This window comes from Paraburkholderia flagellata (genome assembly GCF_021390645.1).
Taxonomy (GTDB): Bacteria; Pseudomonadota; Gammaproteobacteria; order Burkholderiales; family Burkholderiaceae; genus Paraburkholderia; species Paraburkholderia flagellata.
In genome coordinates this window covers 380042-399814 of record NZ_JAJEJT010000004.1, presented here as the reverse complement: position 1 = coordinate 399814, position 19773 = coordinate 380042, and the positions used below count along the sequence as shown (strand labels likewise).

The window sequence follows — 19773 nt, the reverse complement described above, 5'->3', positions numbered from 1 at the left end:
GGACGTCATCAAGCAAGGCGATCGCCCTCACCCGGCGCGCCTTGTTCCGCCCGCCACGCGGCAAATGTAATCAACCCGGGCGCAAGACCCGGATCGTCGATACGCGTCCAACTCGTATGCGTATCGTCGAGTCCCGGCACCGGCTGCGGCGTGGCAAACTCCACGCGCGACATGCCGGGCCGATACGCCTCGTTCGGCCAGTAGACGGGCATGATGCGGCGCGCCGCCATTTCCTCGCGCAAGGCTTCGGGGCCGCCTTCGTCCGCCACGACATCGCATTGCGCTGCCCAGTCGTGGCTATCCCACGCGAGAAACACACCGGCGTTGCCAACGGCGTCGAACGTCAGCACGGCATTCTGCTCGGGCCGCCAGTAGTACTCGACAATACGCTCGCGCAGCGCGACTTCGTGCAGCACGTCGGCAATACGCCGGTTCGCGTAGATCGCGCCCACGCCATGCACGCCGATATGGCCGCGCCGTGCGCAGAACTTGCGCTTGGCATCGTCGATCGCGCCGCGCAGCTTGCGGGTCATGGCGGGATCGGACTTCTTCACGTAGAAGTCGATCAGCCCCGCGTTGAACGCCTCCACCGCATGCGATTCGTCGGCCGTGGCCGTGAGCAGGATGCGCGTGCACGCCAGGTCCTTCGCGGCGGCGAGAAACTCAACGCCGGTCATCTCCGGCATTTCGTAGTCCACGACGAGCGCGGCGATATCCCCAAAGCGCGCCGCGTCGGCCATCACGTCCTCGCCGAGTGCGTTGCCTCCCCTCTTCTCGAACTCCGACCATGCGGCTCCCGACGCGGGATTGCGAGCACGCTGCCGCGCTTCGTGCGAGGCCACGAAAGCCAGCGCTTGCGCCGCGCTCGTGAAGTAGCGGTCCGTGCCCGCGCCCGGAAAGAGGCCGCGCAACGCGTAGAGAAAGTCGGGGCTGTCGTCGAGGAAAACGACAGAGACGGGATGAAAAACCGGCTGTCTGACGATGGAACTCATGCTGGATCTCGGTTAAGCACACTGCGCCTCATGCGGCACGCTCGACACCTTGGAGCGGCACCGCGAGGGAAACATGTCGATTATGCGGCGTGACCCCAGGACACAGCAACCCGAAGCCGCCCGTGCGCGGTGAACGAAAACACGCGCAAACGTTATCGCGCCCAGCGAGCATGAACCGGATTGCGTATGTGGGGATCACGGTATTGGATAAAGAGGAACGCGAAGAGAATGGTGCATGCCTCCTTTTTTCCGGAGGCACGCGCGGCTGCCGCCAGCAGCTTCTATCTGGAGTCACTCTGATGTACGCACGCGAATCCATTCCCGCCGTCCTTTCCCGTGGCACCGCCGGATTCTCCGACGAAATCATGGAAGCTACGCCGACCAAAACGTTCCATCACGTCATCGATATTTACCTGAAGGACTCTAACGCGTTCATGAACACGTATTTCGCCCGCTATTTCGAATGGCAGGGCATTTGCCGTGAACGCTGGTTTCACGAGTGCATTCACAACAATCTGCTCGCTTCGGGCGGCGTGTTCGTCACCAAGCGCGCTCACCAGGAATACGTGCAGGAAACCTTTCCGTTCCAGCGCGTGGATTGCTACCTCAACACCTTCCAGGTGCGTCAGTGCTCCGCGTATCTCGTGTTCCGCTTTTGCGTGGATGGCCGACCCGTTTCGCTCGGCTATCAGCAGATTCTCTTCGCCGGCACGGACAAGCGCATTCGCCGCTTTCCGCCCGGCATCATCGAGCGCGTAAAGGAATACGAGCTGGTCCTGCCGTCGGGTTCGAACTAAACGTATTGAACCCGGCTACATGAACTAGCCCGCGAAATCCTGCCCCGCCGGAAAGCGGCGGGGTTTCGCCGGCGCGTCATGCAGCGCGCGGTCGGCACTCGTGCCGGGCTCGGGCAGGCGGATCGTGAAGGTGGTGTGGACGTGCGGCTCGGACTCGCACGCTATCGTGCCGCCCAGCGCTTCGGCCACGCGGCGGCAGAACGTGAGGCCCATGCCGGCGCCTCGCCCGTGCGCCTTGGTCGAATAAAACGGATCGAACACGCGCGGCAGGATATCGGCGGGAATGCCGCAGCCGTTGTCGGTAAAGCGCAGCACGCAAAAGCCCGCTTCACTCGTCGCGCTGATCTCCACGCGGCCCACGTAATCGCTCACCTTGTCGCTTCTTTCGGCGATTTCCGCGTGAATCGCGAAGAGCGCGTTCTTGAGCAGATTGAAGAGCACGAATACGACGAGCGAATCCGAGCCCGAGAAACTCAATTGCGCGTCGATAGGCGCCACCTCCACCATGTCGCGCTCGCCGGTGCGAAACGGAAAGCGCTCGAGCGCGGCATTCACACAGGAGCGCACCGGGTAGGTCTCGAAGCTGCGCCGATCGAGCCGGTCGAGCGTAAACGATGCCAGCGACATTTCGACCACCGTGCTCGTGCTGTCCACCTGGCGGCGTATCGACGTGGCAAGCGACGAAATGCGCTCCGACTGCCCCGGATAGAGTCCGTCCACGCATAGCTGATGCTGCACGGCCAACTGGTAGCCGCGCATGAGTTCGGGCAGCACGTTGCCGATTTCCTCGGCATGCATGCCGATGGCCGCAAGTGGCGTGGCGACCTCGTGCGCCACCGTGGCCGCGATGAGATACGGGCGCATGAGGCCGTAACGCACGATCGTGACCGCGAGAATGCCAAGGCTGATCGCGATGAACACCGCGCCCACGGGATAGAACGCGAGCCCGTAATTCACGGCGTAATCGGTGGCGGCGAGCGCGTAGAGGCCGAGGCTCACGAAGCACAGGTCGAGCAACTTCCGGCGATCGTGCGCCTGTGTCTGGCGGCGCGCGGCGTACAGTAGCCACGCGCTGCGGCACGCGAGCAACACTGTCTGCGCCACATGCACCGGATGCAGCATGCCCGCCTTCGGATACTTGCCGAAGAAGAACGTGCCGTAGCCGTCCACGACGGCATCGCTCAACAGCAGCAGCGCCGCGAGCAGCACGCTGAGCAGGTAGGACGCAATGAGGAGCGGGCGTTCGCCGCGCCGCGCGCTCACCTCGGTCACGAAGTGATAGAACGTGGTGGGCAGAAAGAGGATGAAGAAGTATCCGGCCTTGACGAGCACAGCGGACAGATCGGGGTCGGACGTCTGGAACAGAAACGCCCAGGTGCCCTGCCAGAAGAACGTCGTCGCGCACATCAACGCGAACGGCACCGAGAGGCGCGTGAAGCCCTCGGTCAGGAGCACGTAGACGCCGAATCCGAGAAATAATGCGGACACGAACGCTGGCAGGATCGAATACATAGTCTGTCGCGTGGGTTTTTGTTCTTACCGACCTGGTTGGCGCGGCGCGTTCCCTGCAGCGTCCCCGTGCGCCCGATGTGCGATTCGCAGGCCGGATCTCGCCGCAAATGCATAGCGCATCAAATGCGCGCCGATCGAATCAATTTTGCCGATTATCGCCGCTAATCCCTTGTTGCGGCGAAATTTTCCGATTGGCGGCGCCGCCGCTATGCGCCGCGAATCCCCGATGACCCAATTTCGGTCGAATTGGCAGAAAACAACGGTATCCGTCGATTGAGGACAACCCTGGCGCCGCACAGAATAGAGGTCATCACCCACCCCGACGGAGCACCCTGATGACCCCGACCCTCGCCGATGTCGCGATCCCCGACAGCAAACTCGCCCGTGAAATTACCGAACTCGTGCGCGATACCGAATCGCCGCTGCTTTTCCATCATTCAAGCCGCGTCTACTACTTTGGCGCGCTGGCCGGGCGCCGGCTCGGCCTGAAGTTCGACCGCGAACTGCTCTACGCAGGCGCGATGTTTCATGACATGGGCCTCACGCACGCGCACAGCAGCGATCACGAGCGCTTCGAAGTGGACGGCGCGAACGCCGCGCGCGATTTCCTGCGCGGCCACGGCATCGCGCAGCAGGACATCGACCTCGTCTGGACCGCCATCGCGCTGCATACGACGCCGGGCATCCCCGAGCACATGCATCCGGTGATCGCGCTCGTCACGGCGGGCGTCGAAATGGACGTGCTCGGCATTGCCTACGACCGCTTCAGCGACACCGAGCGCGAGGCCGTGGTTCACGCGCACCCGCGCAGCGAGCACTTCAAGGAAGACATCATTCAGACCTTCTATGACGGCATCAAGCACAAGCCCGCCACCACCTTCGGCAACGTGAAGGCCGACGTGCTCGCAGACAAGGACCCGCATTTCCACGCCGGCAACTTCTGCAGCGTGATCCGGCATTCCGCCTGGCGCGGTTGAGCGTCGCCCGGAGCGATCCGCGACGCCTGGGACGGCGTTCGGCGTGGTTCTGACGCGCGATGCTATGCTCATCGCGGTGCCCGGAAACGCGCCGTCGGGCCACGCCGCACCGTGATGCGCGCGCGTCCATTCGCTGTCCCGGGGGGTTCATGCAGCACACGCCTGGCCGCACGCGGCCGCATGGTTTTACCCGCATGGTCATGAAACGCCCGCACCTCGTGGTGACGGTGTGCTTTCTCGCCGCCATGGCGCTGGTGAGCGGCGTGGGCCTGCGCCAGCTCTACCAGATGACGCGCAACGACCTGCATAGCCGCCAGCGCGACCTGGAGGTGCGGGCCGTGGGCGTGGACGCGCTGATCTCGGCCGAGCGCCGGCGCCTGCTGTTCCTGCGCGACTACGCGGAACACGTGCTCGTCTCGCCGAGCCAGCAGCGCGCCGGCCTGCAGGATCCAGTGGTGCAGGCCGCGCTGCGCGACAGCGACAAGCTGGCATGGGAAGCCCCCGGCGCGATGGACGGACCGCTCGTTTTCGGCACCAACGCGCAAGGGCTCGCGGGAATCGAAGGCTTTCACCGCGACGCCGCCACGCTGCCGGCCGACATCGTGCTCGCGCGCTCGATCAGCCCGCTCGTCGCGATCAGTCAGCAAGCCGATGCGGTGCAAAGCGCGGTCGCCTACATCTCAGCCAACGGCCTGTATGTGCTCTCGCCCGAGCGCCCGGACGCGCCCGCGCTCGACCTGTTGCGGCGCTTCAGCACCATGCCCTACTACCGCCTTCACCTCTTCGGCCAGAATCCCGGACACGACATCGTCTGGACTCCGATTTATACGGAGACGAAAAAAAGCGAAGCGATTTCCACGCTCAGCGCGCCCGTCTACGCGAACGGACGCTTTCGCGGCGCCGTGGTGATGGACGTCGCGCCCTCGCGCCTGCTCTCGCTCCAGCTAGCCTCCGCCAACCTGGCCGAGGACGAGGAGCCTGCCGAGTTCGGTCTCCTGAACAAGAACGGCGACCTCGTCTATTTCGTCGATGGCAAGATCACGGTGCAGCGGCCCGCGAGTTTCGATCCGTATCTGCTCGACATGGCGCGCGCACAGGCGGCGACATGGATGCAGCGCGGTCAGGGCTACGCCCAGCGAGGCGGCCGCTACCTGCTCTTCCAGCACGTGGGGGATTCGCACTGGATCCTGCTCACGAACACGGACGATTCGGAGCTCACGCTCGCCGCGGCGCGCCGTGTGTTCAGCAGCCCGCTGATCGTCGCCTGGCTGGCGATCGCTGTGCTGCTCGTCGGCACGCTCTTCATCGTCAAGAACATATTCGGCCAATATGTCGAGGCGAGTTCGCGGCTCGAAACGCTCGCGCGCAGCGATCCGCTCACCGGACTCGCGAACCGGCGGCGCTTCCTGGAGGTCTTCAATGAGACGCTGGAGCGCGCCGCCCGCGAAGGCGGTGGCGACGCGGCCGCACCCGCCGTGGCCATGCTGATGCTCGATATCGACTACTTCAAACGCGTGAACGACCGCTTCGGCCACGCGGCTGGCGACCGCGTGCTGGTGATATTCGCAGACATCCTGCGCAAGAACCTGCGCAGCGCGGAAATGCCCGCGCGCGTGGGCGGCGAGGAGTTCGCGGCGCTGCTGCCGGGCGCCGATCTCGCCACGGCGGCGGGCGTAGCCGAACGCATCCGCCGCGCGGTCGAAGCGCACGCGGCGGACCCCGCGCACGCCGCCAGCGCGCCGGGCGAAGCCGCGACCCAGGATGCAGATGCGATTGCGTTCACCGTATCGATTGGCGTGGCGGCCAGTCCCGCCGATTGTCCCGCGCACTACGAAGCGCTCATGTCGGTCGCCGACCGTCGGCTCTACGCCGCGAAGGAAGGCGGCCGCAATCGCGTCGTTGCAGAGGATTCCCGATCGATCGATCCGGCGCGTGCTTGATGTGTGCCTGACGTGAACTTGACAATCCCGCTGGCCGCTTTCATGCGCCACGCATGAGCGGGAGAGCCAGCGGCCGCTGCGATTGCGCTCCTGCGCCGGACAGCAGCGGGTCGCCGCCATCGGAAAGACGCTACCATCGGCAACGGCGATCGTCGAAGGCCGCACGTCGCCTTCGTTCGCGACGCCGGAGCCCGACCGTCCACCATGAGCAGCCGATTCACCGCCCTGACGACGTTTTGTCTCGTGGCGTTCGCCGTCCTGGCAACGCTCACGGCTGCGGTGTACGCTTCGGACGCCGTCGATGAACGCCAAAAGCGCGACCAGGTCGATGTCTTTTCGAGCCGCGCGCTGATGCGCGCCGACCTCGTGACGTCCGAAGCCGAATCCGCACTGCACCAGCTCTTGCCCTACGGCAGCGACCCTTGCACGAGCGACCACCTGCAGCGGCTGCGCCAGGTCGAGGAACAGTTTCGATACATTCGCGAAGTCGCCTGGACCGATGGCGTGCGGCTGCACTGCACTTCGCAACGCGGCGCCGTCGATACCGCATTACCACCACCTGAATGGACCTATGCCGACGGCTTTACCGCCTGGCATAGCGAAGTCGGCAAGCCCGGCAACGAGCGCCGCATGCTCAACGTGCGCCTGGGCAACCACGTCGTGGTGATTGACCCGCGCTTCTACCTCGACATCGTGCCGCTCGACGACACCATCCAGCTGGTGGTGCTCGAAACGCAGCGCGGCGGCGTCATTTCAAGCTGGGAAAACGCCGACTATGCCATCGCACGCGCAGCGCTCAAGCGCACCAATAACAGCCCGTATTTCGAGGGACGCTATTACGTCGTCGAGCGCTCGAGCCGCTTTCCCATCGCGGTGGTCGCGTACGAACCCGAGGACCGCATGCGCCGCGACCTGCCCGCGCAACTCCGAACGCTGTTGCCCCCCGCGCTCGTCCTGAGCGCATTTGGCACGTGGCTCGTCACGCGCTGGCGCCGCAAGCTGCGCACGCCGCGCAACGCGATACTGCAGGGCATCCGGCGGCGCCAGTTCGTCGCATGGCTGCAGCCGCTCGTCTCGCTGGAAAGCGGACGCTGCGTCGGCGCCGAAGCGCTCGTGCGCTGGAAGCTCGAAGACGGCACCATCGTCGCGCCGGACACGTTTATTCCCATGGCGGAATCGCTCGGTCTCGTCGAACCGATCACCGACCAGGTCGTGCGCTCCGTGTTCGAGGGCGTGGGCGCCGTGCTGGCCCGGCGCCGCGATTTGCACGTCTCGCTCAACCTTGCCGGCCCGGATCTCGCCGGCACACGCGTGCTCGAAGTGCTCAAGACCAGTCTCGAGAAATATGCGGTACGCCCCGAGCAGATCTGGTTCGAAGCGATCGAGCGCACGCTCATCGACACGGCCGGCTCCGCGCCCGTTCTCGAGGCGTTTCGCGCGGCCGGCCACCGCATCTTCATCGACGATTTCGGCACGGGATATTCGAGTCTCTCGTATCTGCAGGAACTGCCGGTGGATGGCATCAAGATCGACCGCTCGTTCATCCGCTCATTCGCGAGCGGCGAGGAAACGAACAAGATCGTGCCGCACGTGATCGACATGGCGCGCAGCCTCGACCTGCTGATGGTCGCCGAGGGTGTGGAAACCGAGGTGCAAGCGCAGTATCTGCGCGAGCGCGGCGTGCAGTACGCGCAGGGCTGGCTCTATGCGAAGGCCATGCCCGCCGACGAGTTCCTGCGCTATCTGGAGCGAGAAGCAGTGCGCACGCGCAACGCGTGAGTAGCGCGCGCTCAGGCGAACGGACTCGGCGACGCGGCGTGCCGCAACCCGCCAGGCGCGTGCAGGAATCCCTGGCCGCAATGCGCCGCCGCGGGCTTGCTGAGCACGGCGCTGTCGTAGCCACGGCCGGCAAAGCGCACCACATCGACGAGACTAAAGCCTTGCGCACGATAGAACGCGATGAGGTGGGCGGCGGGAAATGGCGTGTCCAGCGCAAGCTGCGTGTAGCCGCGCGCAGCCGCCCAACGCCCCGCGAAAGCAAGCAGCGCACGGCCGATACCGCGGCTTTGCCATTTGGGCTCGATACCGAACTGATGGACCGAAGCGACGCTGCGCTGTCGATAATGTTCGCACTGCGAATCGCTGTCGTGACCTTCCACCGTGAGCGTGCCGATGATCCTGCCATTGCAGATGGCGACGAAGCAGTCTCCTGCCAGCGCGCGTTCCCGCGTGAGGCTCGCCGCCTGATCAGCGCATGAACAGTGCAAACCAAGCGACGCGAGCCGCGAGAACGCACGATGCAGCAAACGCGTGAGTGCTTCCCATGAGTCGTGGCGCGGATCGAAGCGCCTCAGCACGAGCCGGCCGAGGCCGGGATGCACGGAGGTGATCTGCTCATCCGGGCGCTGGGTTGCACGCGAGATCGACATGGCGTCTCCTGTCGTTTCGATGCACCCAGTCTAGGGTTTGCCCGTAAGGGCCTCAAGAAAAAATGTCGTAAAAACCGGGGCGATGCGCGTGAATGCCGTGGTGTATGAGCGCTAGCCTTGTGCCGCCATGCGGCCCACCACAGCGAGCACGATGCGCCTCGCAGAATCGATATGCGCCACGGTCAAGGCGCGCGCGCTACGCGCATTGCGCGCGAGGCACGCTTCGAGGATCGCCTCGTGTTCGTGCTGAAACTCGGGGGTATCGGCAAGCAGCGTGTTCTGCAGCCGCTCGTAACGCTCCACCTGCGCGCGCAATTCGCGGATGGCCGCCAGTTGGCGAGCGTTGCCGCAAGCACCGTAAAGCAGTTCGTGAAACTCGCGATTGAGTTCGCCCTGCTTGTGCGTGGCGGCCGCCTCGCCCAGCAGACGGTGGACGAGTTCAGCGCGTGCGAGCGTTTCGTCGTCGATGCGCTTGACGCTGTGAAAGATCGCATCGCCTTCGAGCAGCGCGCGCAAGCCGTAGATCTCCTCCACGTCTTGCACCGTGAGCATGCGCACGACCGCGCCGCGATTGCGGAAAATCTCGACGAGCCCCTCGCGCTCGAGCCGCTGGATAGCTTCGCGCAGCGGAATGCGGCTCACCTCGAAACGCTGTGCGAGGTCGCGCTCGACGAGGCGCTCGCCACTGGCCAGCTCGCCGCTGACGATCAGATCGCGCAATCCGGACGCAACTGCGTCCGCCGTGGAGTCGAATCTTGTTTCCATGTGTGTCTGGCCGGTTTCTGCCCAGTTCTCATTTGGGTCATTTCGGCATAATGGTATACCAAAATGCCGAATGGGGTCATAATGACGTACCCCTTTTCGATGCAAAACGGAGAATCAGCATGGCGCACGGCGAACACACCTACCGCGTTTCGGTGCAATGGACGGGCAATCGCGGCAGCGGCACGTCGGGTTATCGCGACTACGACCGCGATCACGTGATCCGCGCAAGCGGCAAGCCAGACATTCCGGGCTCGTCGGATCCGGCCTTTCGCGGCGACGCCGCGCGCTGGAATCCCGAGGATCTGCTCGTGGCTTCGGCTTCGGCGTGCCACAAGCTCTGGTATCTGCACCTGTGCGCCGAGGCGGGCATCGCGGTGCTCGCCTATGAAGACGAGGCCGAAGGCACGATGGCCGATACACCACAGCGCGGCGCCTTCACGAAGATCGTGTTGCGCCCGCGCGTGACGATCCGCGCGAGCGACAACCGCAGCCTTGCCGAGCGACTGCATCATGCCGCGCACGAGCAGTGCTATATCGCCAACTCGGTGAACTTTCCCATTGTTTGTGAGCCGTCCATCGAACTGGCTGCGTAAGCGCCCTTGAGCGCCGGGGGCGGCTCGGCCAGTTGCGTCGCCTCCGGCGCGTGCCGTCAAAAAGGTCTCGATCGCGACGGATCACTAAAGCGATAGATAACGTTTCAGCGGTCGATCCCCCTTCCGAAGCAACCCCATATAACTCGTATGCGATTTAATCTTATGCGCTTGACACGTCCGAATTTCTCGTCCAATATGCATCGCATGCGATTCGATCTTACGCGACGCATATCATCCAACCCCGGATTCAATCAAGGAGCGCATCATGGCAACGATCGACAAAGTGCTGTTCTCGGGCAACACCCACACCACCATCAACCACGACCCCGCGGCGCAACGCGGCGAATTCGGCGTGGTCGACCTCGAGCTCTCGTCTTCAACCGGTGAAACGCTCGACATCGTCGCCACCGAACCGCACCCGCGCGCCGAACAACTGTTCGCGGGCGCATGGTCTGCCTGTTATATCTCCGCGCTCAGCATCGCGGCAACGCTTAAGAAAGTCACATTGCCGCCGGACGCTGCGGTGGATATCCAGGTCGATATCGGCCAGACCGGCGCCGCCTGGTTCCTCGGCGCGCACTTCACGGTCACGCTGCGTGGCGTCGAGCAAAACGTGGCGGAAGCCATTGCGCGCAGCGCGCATCAGATCTGCCCCTACTCGAAGGCCGTGCACGGCAACATCGACGTGAGCCTGACCGTCGTGACCGCGTAAGCGGCAAGCGCAACACCTCATTCACTCAAACCCACTGAACTTCACCTAGCGAGATCCCATCATGAAAACCCGACTCATCGCCACGCTCCTCATCGCCCTCTCGGCTGGCGCAGCCGCCCCGGCATTCGCCAGCGGCTATGGCCCAGCCCCCGCTTATCGGCCCGAAGTCGGCGCACCGGCTTCGCAACGCGGCCAGAGCGTGCAAACGCTCGCCGCAGAGCGCGCGGAAGGCGGCAACGCGGCCACGGCGTACGGCGGCATGGCCGATGTCACCTCGGAAGCCGGCAGCCGCGTCTCAATGGAGCGAAACAGCCTCTTCGCTCACCATTGATTGCGCCACCGCGTCGTGGCTGTTTCGCCGGGCATCGCAGTGGCGATGTACGGCGAAACCGGTGTCGGTCTACGATATAATCGCAAGCGATTTATTCAAGTTTGCGAGCCATTGAGGCCTTCGTCTGAAGAGGATGATCATGAAATCGACGGACCACCCGGCGCAGAGCGCCAAGCCCGCGCCGCTCGCAGACTATCTTTGCTTTGCGGTGTACTCGACCAATCTGGCGTTCGGCAAGGCGTACAAGCCGATCCTGGACGAGCTCGGGCTGACCTATCCGCAGTACATCGCGATCATCGCGCTCTGGGAGCAGGACAACCAGACGGTGAGCGGCCTGGGTGAGAAGCTGTTTCTCGAATCCAACACGCTCACGCCCATGTTGAAAAAGCTCGAAGCGATGGGATATGTGGAACGGCGGCGCGATCCGGAGGATGAGCGCCAGGTGCGTGTGAGCCTGACCGCCAGCGGCCGGAAGCTGCGCGAAAAGAGCCTGAAAATCGCGGATCTCACCGAAGCGACCGGACTGGGCCGCGACGAATTCGCGAAATTGCAGAAGGCAATCGTGACACTGCGCGCCAATTTGATTCGTTCACTCGACACCGAATAGCCGCCGCGCCAGCGCGCATAGTTTCCGCGGGCCGGCTTCAGGCACAAATAGTTAGGATTGCGATACATACCATGGTTGCCGAGGGGCTTGCGCACGTCCGATGTTTCCTGCTCACCACGGCACAACATCTCTTTCAGGAACTTGTATGTCAAACGATCTTCATCCCGCTACCGTTTCGCGCCGTCGCTTCATCGGCGCCGCGGCCGCCACGCTGGTTGCAGGCGCGGCAATGAGCCGGCTCGCCTTCGCAGAGTCAAAGCCGTCGTCGGCAAATGGCATCACGCAGATTGCTGCTGGCGATCCGTCTTCCATTCGCGCACTTCGCGTGCATGCGCCAGATTCTGCGCTGACCGATCTGCGGCGCCGCATCGTCGCGACGCAATGGCCGGAGCGCGAAACGGTCGACGACGCCTCGCAAGGCGTGCAGCTCGCAACCATGCAAAGGCTCGCCAATTACTGGGCCAACGACTACAACTGGCGCAAGGTGGAAGCGAGACTCAACTCGCTGCCGCAATATGTCACGGAAATCGACGGGCTCGACATTCACTTCATCCACGTGCGCTCGAAGCATGAAAACGCGCTGCCGATCATCGTCACGCACGGCTGGCCCGGCTCGATCATCGAGCAACTGAAGATCATCGATCCGCTCACCAATCCGACTGCTCATGGCGGAAGTGCGTCCGATGCCTTTCACGTCGTCATTCCTTCGCTTCCGGGCTACGGTTTTTCCGGCAAGCCGACGAAGACCGGCTGGGACCCCCAGCGTATCGCCCGCGCCTGGGCTGTGCTGATGGACCGGCTCGGCTACGAGCGCTACGCGGCGCAAGGGGGCGACTGGGGCAATGCCGTGACGGAACAGCTAGCGCTGCTCAAGCCCGCAGGACTCGTCGGCATTCACACCAACATGCCCGCGACCGTGCCCGACGCTATTGCCAAATCGCTCAAGGACGGCACGCCGCCCCCTGCCGGACTTTCGCCGGAGGAGCAGCACGCATACGAGCAGCTCGATTATTTTTACAAGCACGGTTTGGGCTACGCGCTCGAAATGGCGAACCGCCCGCAAACGCTCTATGGCATCCAGGATTCGCCGGTCGGCCTGGCTGCATGGATGCTGGACCACGATGCGAGCGGTCAGGCACTGATCGCGCGCGTGTTCGAAGGCCAGAGCGAAGGCCTGACGAAGGATGATGTGCTCGACAACATCACGCTCTATTGGCTGACGAAGACGGCGGTCTCGTCTGCGCGCCTCTACTGGGAAAACAAGCTCAACTTTTTCGAGCCCAAACATGTGGCGCTGCCCGTCGGAGTGAGCGTGTTCCCGGACGAAATCTACGCCGCGCCCAGGAGCTGGACCGAACGCGCCTACCCGAAGCTGGTTCACTACAACCGTCTTCCGAAAGGCGGCCATTTCGCAGCGTGGGAGCAGCCTGCTGCGTTCACGGAAGAAGTTCGCGCAACGTTCAGGACGCTGCGTCAGCCAGCCTGACGCGATATGGCATGTGTGAGCTTTCGCGAGTCCGGCGACTTTATCAAGGACTCCGAATGCTCACGCCACTGCCATCTGAAAACGCCCCGGGCGCCGCGCGTTGGACTGATACAGCGGACACGCCCTCTTCCCAAATAGTGCGCAGCGGGGCCGCCAGCGTCGCTCAAGGGGAAAACGGCGCATATTTCAGCGCTTTTCCACGAATCGAAGCCCACGCGCTTCGCGGACAATACCGGTCATAGCCGGATTTGCGGCTATTTCAAACAGGCGCCCGCCGGCGCAAAGCAAAACTTCGATGTCAAAAAAAGAAAGGTGATTGTCTTGTTTGCCCGCATTTTCCTGCTATGGATTGCGTCGTTGATGCTGGTGCAAGTCGGTTTTCGTTTTCTCGATGCGGATACGCCGTTGAATTTCGGCGACACAGCATTCGATCCAGCCACCGCGACGCACGCCGCCCAGCAGCAGGACGCCGAACTGGAACTGGAACTGGCCGCGCAAGGCGCGAGCGTCCATGGGATTGCCCCGTTGGTATCGATCAAACCGGCCATCGTCGACCTCGGCGCCAACGTGGCACCTCATCTGCGCGATGCCATTTGGGCGCCGCATGCCGGCACGGCGTCGAACGACTCCTATCTGCGCGAAGCCTGTTCGTCTGGCGTCACGCGGCTGAAGGTGGCCGCACGGTGGTTCGATGCGCGATTCGCCGCGCTCCTGCTCGCGCTCTGCGTGCTTTTGCTCGCACTGCGCGCCTGGTGGCTGCGGACGATCCGCCACGATCTGCTCGCCATGGTTGCCACCCTGCGAGTCGCGGCGAGCGGCGCCGGTCCGGCACCCGCGCTCGTGGACTGCCCGCGCAATCTGCATGGCCTCGCCCGCGCTTTCGGCGATCTGCTGTGCCGCCGCAGCGGCACGGCCGAAGACCAGTCGGCCACGTTCGCCGCTTTCCTGCGGCAAATCGAATCGCGGGTCGCGCGGTTGCGCGCTTATGCCATGAATGTCACGCGCTGGAACTTGCGCGTGGCCCTCGTCGAGGACATCGATCTCTTTCAGGATCTCGCGCGGCAGTTCGTCGACACGGCCGGCCACGGCGGCGCGAATCATGCGCCAGTGAATGTGGACGCGTATCTGAAGGACCGCTTCGTCTACGGCGCGAATGCGGACGCGAGCATCGTGCTCCGGCTGGACGCCGGCGCGGCGTTTGCGCTGCCGCGCTCCGCGCTCGTGCGGCTCGTTGACAATCTCGTCGGCAACGCACAGGCGCACGGCAAGCCGCCCATCGAAATCTGCACGGCACGAGGCGCACGCACGTGGACCTTGAGCGTGCGCGACCACGGCGAAGGCGCCGGTGCGAGTCTGCCCGAACGTGGCACGCTGGCGCCACCGATGCTCGCCTCTCGCGCGCCAAGCCTCGGGCTCGATTCGCACTGGGGCATGGGCCTGTCGATCGTCCGGCGCCTTGCGCGCCTGTGCAACGCGAAGCTCAAGATCGGCAATCATCCAGAGGGCGGCCTCTGGGTGCGCGTGATCGTGCCGATGGACAAAACCCGTCAAACCTGACGGGAATCCCCCCGCCTCAAGCTCCCAGCAGCACGCCGCTGCGTATCGGCCGCGTGCCCGTTACGCGGCCGAGCGGCGCGCCGGCCGTGACGAAGCGAATCGCCCTTCGCATATAGAAGACGCCTTCCGCCGTGCTCTTCACCGTCACCGTTTCGCCCGTCATCGGGTCAACGATATCGAAGAGCGGATCGTTCTCGCGTATCCAGTCGCCGATCTTCGCGCGGTGCACGAGAATGCCGCTTCGCGGCGCATAGAATTGCGCGCTGCCGGCAAGCGGCGTGGCCGGCATCAGCAGTTCCGGCAACGGCTTCACATCGCCGCCGACGAGCGCACCGCGCCAGCGCAGGTAGTCGAGCAGCGCATTGGCGTCCTGCTGCGCGCTTTCCCACGACACGTCGCGCTGGCCGCGGCACTCGATCGTCACCGCAGTAGGGCCGGCGGGCACGGGCTGCGCGGCCGGCATCTGCTGACGCAGTTGCCACCACAGCAGGCTATGCGCCTCGTCGAATGCCTGCGCGCCGGAGTCGGTCGCAAGCAGTTGCGCGCGCGAGCCGAGGTAGCGGGCGAGCGGCTCGACATCGGGCCAGCCAGCCTCGCTCGTGTAAACGTGCATGACCGCCTCGAGCGAGCAATGCAGATCGATGATCAGATCGGCGTCGTGCGAGAGCCTCAACAGCGCCAACTGAAGCGAATCGAATTCCGTGAGCGGCGTCTGCGCGTCCAGCGCTTCGCACATCAGTTGCCGGATCAGATCACGGTTGCGATCGACGTCCGCACCGAGCGTCTCCCTCGCGCGCGCGACCAGCTTGGGAAACGCGTGGAAATGGCGATTGAAGTTCCTGCCGCTCGCAAGATCGAACCGGCCGATGAACTGGCCAAGCACATGCTGATTCAGACCCACGGGATTGGCGAGCGGCACGAGCACCACTTGCGCGGCGAGTGCGCCTTGCGCCTCGAGTTCCGCCAGTTGCGCGCGCAACACCACAGCCGTCAGCATGGCGGGCGTTTCGTCGGCGTGAAGCGACGCCTGGATATAGATCTTCTGGCGCGCATCGGCAGGGCCGAAATGGAAGCTGGTCAGTTCGCGGTGCGTGCCCGGCGTGGCGCTCAGGAGCGGTATCGATTGCTGGTTCATGGATTCAATGCGGTTTCAAATAAGTTTGCAACGTGTGCGGCGGCTCAGTTTCCGTACGGATCGAAGTCGAAATAGCGACGTGCGATCTGCGCATAGGTGCCGTCCTTCAGCATGCCAGCGATCGCATCGTTCATCTGCGCCTGAAGCGCGGTTTCGTCCTTGCGCATGCCGATCCCCGTGCCGCGGTCGCCCATCGAAATCGGACCGCCGGCAAACGCGAAGCCGTTGCCCTGCGGCGTGCGCAGGAAGCCGTAGTCGGCTTCGACGTAGCCCAGCAACGCGGTATCGAGCCGACCGTTGACGAGGTCGGCGAATACTTCGTCCTGGCTCTTGTAGGTGACGACGTGCACGCCCGCCGGTGCCCAGTTCGCTAGCGCATAGGTCTCGAATTGCGTGCCAGCCTGCACGCCGACCGTCTTGCCGGCAAGCGACTGCGCGTCAGCGCCGAACGAAGCGCCCTTGCGCGCGACGAGCCGCGACTTGAACTGGAATAGCTTCGACGTGAAGAGAATCTGCTGCTCGCGCTTCGGCGTGATCGCCATGGACGACATGATCGCGTCGATCTTGCGCGCCTGCAGCGCAGGGATCATGCCCGAGAACTCCAGTTCAACCCATTGGCACCGCGCGTGAATGCGGCGGCAGATCTCGTTGCCGAGATCGACGTCGAACCCTTTGAGCGAGCCGTCGGGTGCCTTGGCGTCCATGGGCGGATAGGTCGGATCAATGCCGAGGCGCACGGTGTCGCCCTCGCGCGCGAAGGCACTGCTGCTCAAGGCCAGTGCAAGGGAAAGCAGGATCGACGGGATTTTTTTCATGATGAGCGGCGGCGAAAAGTGGGAGTCTCCTGAGCGTCCGATGGTAGGACGCGGCCGCGTTCTGGAAAAGCTCGGATTCGTCTATCATGATCACTTCTACCGATCACAGCAATCGTCATCCATGAGTCTCACGCTTTCCCAGTTGCGCGTCTTCGTCGCCGTCGCCCAGCGCGGCAGTGTGCGGGCGGCATCGCGCGCGCTCGGCGTGGCGCAAAGCGGCGTGACGCAACAACTTCAGAATCTCGAAGCCGAACTGGGCGGCGCGCTGCTCACGCGCACGAATCGCGGCGTCACGCTCACGGTGCTCGGGCAGCGACTGCTGGTGCGGGCGGCATCGATACTCGGCGAGTGCGAGCGCGCGAGCGAAGAGGCGCAGCAACTGCGCGGCGACTACGCGGGCGAAGTGGCGTTTGGCCTCACGACCGATCCGCTCATGGACGCGCTCGTGCCCGTGCTCGGCCAGTACAGCACGCGGTTTGAGCGCGTGGCGCTGCGTCTGCGCACTGGCACGTCGCGCATGATGATTTCGTGGATTCGCGAAGGCACGCTCGATTTCGCGCTCGCGCTCGTTTCGGACCAGACCGATACGACCGATCTTTCGGTGACGGAGCTTTACCCATCGGATCCCGTAGTCGTCTGCCGCCGTGACCATCCGAAGGCCGGCGCGCGCTCGCTGCGCTCGCTCACGCACTGCGACTGGCTCGCGACGCGCTCGCCCAATATCGCGGACGCCTTCGCTTCGAGCCGGCTCACGACGTTCTTCACCGACCACGGCTTGCCGCCGCCACGCATCGTCGCGACGGTGGAGGGGCTCTTCGAAACGCTGCATTGGGTCAGCGAGACGGATTGCCTCGCGCTGGAGTCGTCGGTGGTCGCCACGCGCGGGCCGTTTGCCGGGCGGCTCGCGCGCATCAAGATCGCCGAGCGGCCGGCGCCGCAGCAAGTCTGCCTGCTGCAGCGCGCGGCCGTGCCGCTCACGCCTGCCGCACAGGAACTCGCAACGATGCTGGCTTCGTATGCGCGTGCAGGCCGCGCGCCGCGTTGAGGCGGCAGTTACGCGCCTTGCATATAAGCACTTAGCCCCGATGCAAGCGCAGCGAATGTCACGGCGCAGCGCGCGCTCGTGCGCAAATCCTCATGCATGGCCACCCACGTCTCCAGCGTCAGCGAGAATTCTTCCCGCAGAACGCGGACCAGCTTCGGGTCTCGTGCTGCCAATGGCGACTGGCACCCGCCGATACCGAAGCCAGCGCGTATTGCGGCCAACTGGGCAAGGTCGCTGTCGGCCCGAAATGCAAAGTTATTGCGGTTGTAGGCTGCAAACCTGGACTGGAGCGAGCGAATGAATGCGTTTTCCCGATCGAAGCCGATGATCGTATGGCGAGCCAGTTCCTTCATCGACCTGGGCACGCCATGAAGCGCCAGATATCGCTCGTGGGCGTGCAGGCCGACTTCGATCGCGCCAATCCGTTTGGCGATCAGTGCCTCCTGCGCCGGCCGGAACATGCGTATCGCAATGTCCGCTTCGCGACGGAGCAGGTCGTCCGCTTTGTTCGACAGTACGAGTTCGATTGACAGTTCCGGATGTTCGTTGCGCAGGGCGGCCAGTATCGGCGGCAAGACCTCCACACCGATGACTTCGCTCGCCGTCAGCCGCACCGTACCGCGCACGCCCGATCCGTGACTGCTCGCCGCGCGGCGCAACGCCGCTGTGGTCATCGCAAGGCCGACAGCGTACGGCTTCAGCTCATTGGCCGCCGCGGTTGGCGCAAACCCATCCGACGAGCGAGTGAAAAGCGTGAGCCCCAACGCCGCTTCCAGACTTTCGATGTGGCGGCCGACGGTCGGCTGCGTGATGCCCAGCGCGCGGGCGGCCGCCGACAAGGAGCCGCTCTCCAGGACCTGCAGAAAACTCCGGTACCACTCCCAGTTCGGTTCCTTTTCGGTCATGTTCGGTTCCCAATTCAGATCTCTGTCTATACATAAATGTATAGCCTATCGCCTATTTTCGGTAATTTTCTATTGATGGCAAGCGGCGCAGAATGCCCCTCATGACAGCTCACCCGCAAGGAGAACCAGCATGAACGCCAGCCCCATCAATCGACAAAACCGCGCTCTCGTGCTTGGCGCAAACGGCGGAATCGGCAGCGAAGTCGCGCGCCAGTTGCTCGACGCCGGCTGGCAAGTCCGCGCGCTGCGGCGCGGCGGCGCGCCGGGCACTGCGGCGGCAAGCGCCATCGAATGGCTCGACGGCGACGTCCTCTCGCGCGAAGCGGTGGTACGTGCCGCGCGGGGTTGCACGGTGATCGTGCACGCCGTGAACCCGCCCGGCTACCGGCGCTGGGCGCAGGTCGTGCTGCCGATGATCGACAACACGCTCGCCGCCGCAGCCGCCGCGGGCGCGACCGTCGTGCTGCCGGGCACGGTCTATAACTTCGGGCCCGACACCTTCCCGTTGCTGCGTGAGGACTCGCCGCAGCAGCCGCTCACGCGCAAGGGCGCGATTCGCGTCGAACTGGAGCAACGCATGCGGGCCGCGAGCGAGCACGGGGTGCGCTCGATCGTCGTGCGTGCGGGGGACTTTTTCGGGCCGCGCGTGGGCAATAGCTGGTTTGCGCAAGGGCTCGTGAAGCGTGGCGCGCCTGTCCAGGTCGTGCGCCAGCCGGGGAAGTGCGGTGTGGGCCACGCCTGGTCGTACGTGCCCGACGTTGCCCGCACGATGCTCGAACTGATCGAACGGCGCGACACGTTGCCCGCGTTCGCGACGTTCCACATGGCCGGCCATTGGGACGCCGACGGCTCGCAGATCGTCGAAGCGATTTGCCGCGTCGCCCGCAATCACGGACTGAAACCGCAAAGCAAGCCCTTCGCCTGGGCCTTCGTACGCGCCATCTCGCCCTTCGTGACGACGCTGCGTGAACTGATGGAGATGCGCTACTTGTGGAGCGAGCCGTTGCAGCTCGACAATACCCGGCTCGTCAGGGAACTCGGGCGCGAGCCTCATACGCCGCTCGACGAAGCCGTCGAGGCCACCCTCATGGGCCTGAACTGCCTCGGCTTCGATGAGCGTGCGCCAAAAGCGGCTTAATGGCTGCGCTGTTGCGCACTGCGCGATTTGCTACGGA

At 64.3% G+C, this 19773-nt stretch carries 19 protein-coding genes; 12 read left to right on the top strand and 7 right to left on the bottom strand.

The window, feature by feature from the left end:
• Positions 1–8: 8 nt before the first annotated feature.
• Positions 9–992: a response regulator gene (locus tag L0U83_RS32430; protein ID WP_233888264.1), complete on the bottom strand. Its 984-nt coding sequence runs from the start codon at positions 990–992 to the stop codon at positions 9–11.
• A gap of 299 nt (positions 993–1291) precedes the next feature.
• Here L0U83_RS32430 and L0U83_RS32425 point away from each other — a divergent pair, with 299 nt between their 5' ends.
• The gene (locus L0U83_RS32425) at positions 1292–1789 is read left to right on the top strand and encodes an acyl-CoA thioesterase (protein ID WP_069265858.1); all 498 of its coding nucleotides are present in this window, start codon (positions 1292–1294) and stop codon (positions 1787–1789) included.
• Positions 1790–1813: 24 nt separating this feature from the next.
• On the opposite strand, the gene L0U83_RS32420 is transcribed toward L0U83_RS32425, so the two are convergent.
• Entirely contained in the window at positions 1814–3301 is a 1488-nt protein-coding gene (locus tag L0U83_RS32420) for a sensor histidine kinase (RefSeq protein WP_233888263.1), read from the bottom strand.
• A gap of 335 nt (positions 3302–3636) precedes the next feature.
• Here L0U83_RS32420 and L0U83_RS32415 point away from each other — a divergent pair, with 335 nt between their 5' ends.
• The 3 genes from L0U83_RS32415 to L0U83_RS32405 all read left to right on the top strand — a co-directional run bounded on the left by L0U83_RS32415 (position 3637) and on the right by L0U83_RS32405 (position 7997).
• Positions 3637–4278, top strand: coding sequence for an HD domain-containing protein (locus L0U83_RS32415; protein ID WP_233888262.1), 642 nt, complete (start codon positions 3637–3639; stop codon positions 4276–4278).
• A gap of 200 nt (positions 4279–4478) precedes the next feature.
• Positions 4479–6218 carry a diguanylate cyclase gene (locus L0U83_RS32410; RefSeq protein ID WP_233888261.1) on the top strand — a complete coding sequence of 580 codons (1740 nt, stop codon included), beginning with the start codon at positions 4479–4481 and terminating at the stop codon, positions 6216–6218.
• A 204-nt stretch (positions 6219–6422) separates the two neighbouring features.
• A complete protein-coding gene (locus L0U83_RS32405) occupies positions 6423–7997 on the top strand; it encodes an EAL domain-containing protein (protein ID WP_233888260.1) in 1575 nt (524 codons plus the stop codon).
• A gap of 11 nt (positions 7998–8008) precedes the next feature.
• Here the strand turns inward: L0U83_RS32405 and L0U83_RS32400 are convergent, their stop codons facing one another.
• Positions 8009–8647 carry a GNAT family N-acetyltransferase gene (locus L0U83_RS32400; protein ID WP_233888259.1) on the bottom strand — a complete coding sequence of 213 codons (639 nt, stop codon included), beginning with the start codon at positions 8645–8647 and terminating at the stop codon, positions 8009–8011.
• A 111-nt stretch (positions 8648–8758) separates the two neighbouring features.
• Entirely contained in the window at positions 8759–9412 is a 654-nt protein-coding gene (locus L0U83_RS32395; RefSeq protein ID WP_233888258.1) for a GntR family transcriptional regulator, read from the bottom strand.
• A gap of 119 nt (positions 9413–9531) precedes the next feature.
• On the opposite strand from L0U83_RS32395, the gene L0U83_RS32390 reads away from it, so the two are divergent.
• The 6 genes from L0U83_RS32390 (at position 9532) to L0U83_RS32365 (ending at position 14698) form a co-directional block, all read left to right on the top strand.
• Complete coding sequence (locus L0U83_RS32390) at positions 9532–10005, top strand: OsmC family protein (RefSeq protein WP_233888257.1); 474 nt, start codon at positions 9532–9534, stop codon at positions 10003–10005.
• A gap of 265 nt (positions 10006–10270) precedes the next feature.
• Positions 10271–10717 (top strand): Ohr family peroxiredoxin, encoded by a 447-nt coding sequence (locus L0U83_RS32385; protein WP_233888256.1) that lies wholly within the window; start codon positions 10271–10273, stop codon positions 10715–10717.
• Between the two features lie 61 nt (positions 10718–10778).
• Positions 10779–11048, top strand: a complete 270-nt coding sequence (locus L0U83_RS32380) for a hypothetical protein (RefSeq protein ID WP_233888255.1) — start codon at positions 10779–10781, stop codon at positions 11046–11048.
• A gap of 139 nt (positions 11049–11187) precedes the next feature.
• Positions 11188–11655: a MarR family winged helix-turn-helix transcriptional regulator gene (locus L0U83_RS32375; RefSeq protein WP_233888254.1), complete on the top strand. Its 468-nt coding sequence runs from the start codon at positions 11188–11190 to the stop codon at positions 11653–11655.
• Between the two features lie 145 nt (positions 11656–11800).
• Positions 11801–13141 carry an epoxide hydrolase family protein gene (locus L0U83_RS32370; protein WP_233888253.1) on the top strand — a complete coding sequence of 447 codons (1341 nt, stop codon included), beginning with the start codon at positions 11801–11803 and terminating at the stop codon, positions 13139–13141.
• 321 nt (positions 13142–13462) lie between these two features.
• Positions 13463–14698, top strand: a complete 1236-nt coding sequence (locus tag L0U83_RS32365) for a sensor histidine kinase (protein WP_267939626.1) — start codon at positions 13463–13465, stop codon at positions 14696–14698.
• 16 nt (positions 14699–14714) lie between these two features.
• Here L0U83_RS32365 and L0U83_RS32360 read toward each other — a convergent pair whose 3' ends face one another.
• Together L0U83_RS32360 and L0U83_RS32355 are read right to left on the bottom strand one after the other, a co-directional pair.
• Positions 14715–15833, bottom strand: coding sequence for a succinylglutamate desuccinylase/aspartoacylase family protein (locus tag L0U83_RS32360; RefSeq protein ID WP_233888251.1), 1119 nt, complete (start codon positions 15831–15833; stop codon positions 14715–14717).
• 44 nt (positions 15834–15877) lie between these two features.
• The gene (locus tag L0U83_RS32355; RefSeq protein WP_233888250.1) at positions 15878–16648 is read right to left on the bottom strand and encodes a transporter substrate-binding domain-containing protein; all 771 of its coding nucleotides are present in this window, start codon (positions 16646–16648) and stop codon (positions 15878–15880) included.
• A 121-nt stretch (positions 16649–16769) separates the two neighbouring features.
• Here L0U83_RS32355 and L0U83_RS32350 point away from each other — a divergent pair, with 121 nt between their 5' ends.
• Entirely contained in the window at positions 16770–17693 is a 924-nt protein-coding gene (locus L0U83_RS32350; RefSeq protein ID WP_233888249.1) for a LysR family transcriptional regulator, read from the top strand.
• 8 nt (positions 17694–17701) lie between these two features.
• Here the strand turns inward: L0U83_RS32350 and L0U83_RS32345 are convergent, their stop codons facing one another.
• Positions 17702–18598 (bottom strand): LysR family transcriptional regulator, encoded by an 897-nt coding sequence (locus tag L0U83_RS32345; RefSeq protein WP_233888248.1) that lies wholly within the window; start codon positions 18596–18598, stop codon positions 17702–17704.
• A gap of 130 nt (positions 18599–18728) precedes the next feature.
• Here L0U83_RS32345 and L0U83_RS32340 point away from each other — a divergent pair, with 130 nt between their 5' ends.
• Positions 18729–19736, top strand: a complete 1008-nt coding sequence (locus tag L0U83_RS32340; protein ID WP_233888247.1) for an NAD-dependent epimerase/dehydratase family protein — start codon at positions 18729–18731, stop codon at positions 19734–19736.
• Positions 19737–19773: the final 37 nt, after the last annotated feature.

Bases quoted from the DNA above. Each gene is read 5' to 3' on its own strand.
- L0U83_RS32430 (WP_233888264.1), bottom strand. From the start codon at position 992: ATGAGTTCCATCGTCAGACAGCCGGTTTTTCATCCCGTCTCTGTCGTT.
- L0U83_RS32425 (WP_069265858.1), top strand. From the start codon at position 1,292: ATGTACGCACGCGAATCCATTCCCGCCGTCCTTTCCCGTGGCACCGCC.
- L0U83_RS32420 (WP_233888263.1), bottom strand. From the start codon at position 3,301: ATGTATTCGATCCTGCCAGCGTTCGTGTCCGCATTATTTCTCGGATTC.
- L0U83_RS32415 (WP_233888262.1), top strand. From the start codon at position 3,637: ATGACCCCGACCCTCGCCGATGTCGCGATCCCCGACAGCAAACTCGCC.
- L0U83_RS32410 (WP_233888261.1), top strand. From the start codon at position 4,479: ATGAAACGCCCGCACCTCGTGGTGACGGTGTGCTTTCTCGCCGCCATG.
- L0U83_RS32405 (WP_233888260.1), top strand. From the start codon at position 6,423: ATGAGCAGCCGATTCACCGCCCTGACGACGTTTTGTCTCGTGGCGTTC.
- L0U83_RS32400 (WP_233888259.1), bottom strand. From the start codon at position 8,647: ATGTCGATCTCGCGTGCAACCCAGCGCCCGGATGAGCAGATCACCTCC.
- L0U83_RS32395 (WP_233888258.1), bottom strand. From the start codon at position 9,412: ATGGAAACAAGATTCGACTCCACGGCGGACGCAGTTGCGTCCGGATTG.
- L0U83_RS32390 (WP_233888257.1), top strand. From the start codon at position 9,532: ATGGCGCACGGCGAACACACCTACCGCGTTTCGGTGCAATGGACGGGC.
- L0U83_RS32385 (WP_233888256.1), top strand. From the start codon at position 10,271: ATGGCAACGATCGACAAAGTGCTGTTCTCGGGCAACACCCACACCACC.
- L0U83_RS32380 (WP_233888255.1), top strand. From the start codon at position 10,779: ATGAAAACCCGACTCATCGCCACGCTCCTCATCGCCCTCTCGGCTGGC.
- L0U83_RS32375 (WP_233888254.1), top strand. From the start codon at position 11,188: ATGAAATCGACGGACCACCCGGCGCAGAGCGCCAAGCCCGCGCCGCTC.
- L0U83_RS32370 (WP_233888253.1), top strand. From the start codon at position 11,801: ATGTCAAACGATCTTCATCCCGCTACCGTTTCGCGCCGTCGCTTCATC.
- L0U83_RS32360 (WP_233888251.1), bottom strand. From the start codon at position 15,833: ATGAACCAGCAATCGATACCGCTCCTGAGCGCCACGCCGGGCACGCAC.
- L0U83_RS32355 (WP_233888250.1), bottom strand. From the start codon at position 16,648: ATGAAAAAAATCCCGTCGATCCTGCTTTCCCTTGCACTGGCCTTGAGC.
- L0U83_RS32350 (WP_233888249.1), top strand. From the start codon at position 16,770: ATGAGTCTCACGCTTTCCCAGTTGCGCGTCTTCGTCGCCGTCGCCCAG.
- L0U83_RS32345 (WP_233888248.1), bottom strand. From the start codon at position 18,598: ATGACCGAAAAGGAACCGAACTGGGAGTGGTACCGGAGTTTTCTGCAG.
- L0U83_RS32340 (WP_233888247.1), top strand. From the start codon at position 18,729: ATGAACGCCAGCCCCATCAATCGACAAAACCGCGCTCTCGTGCTTGGC.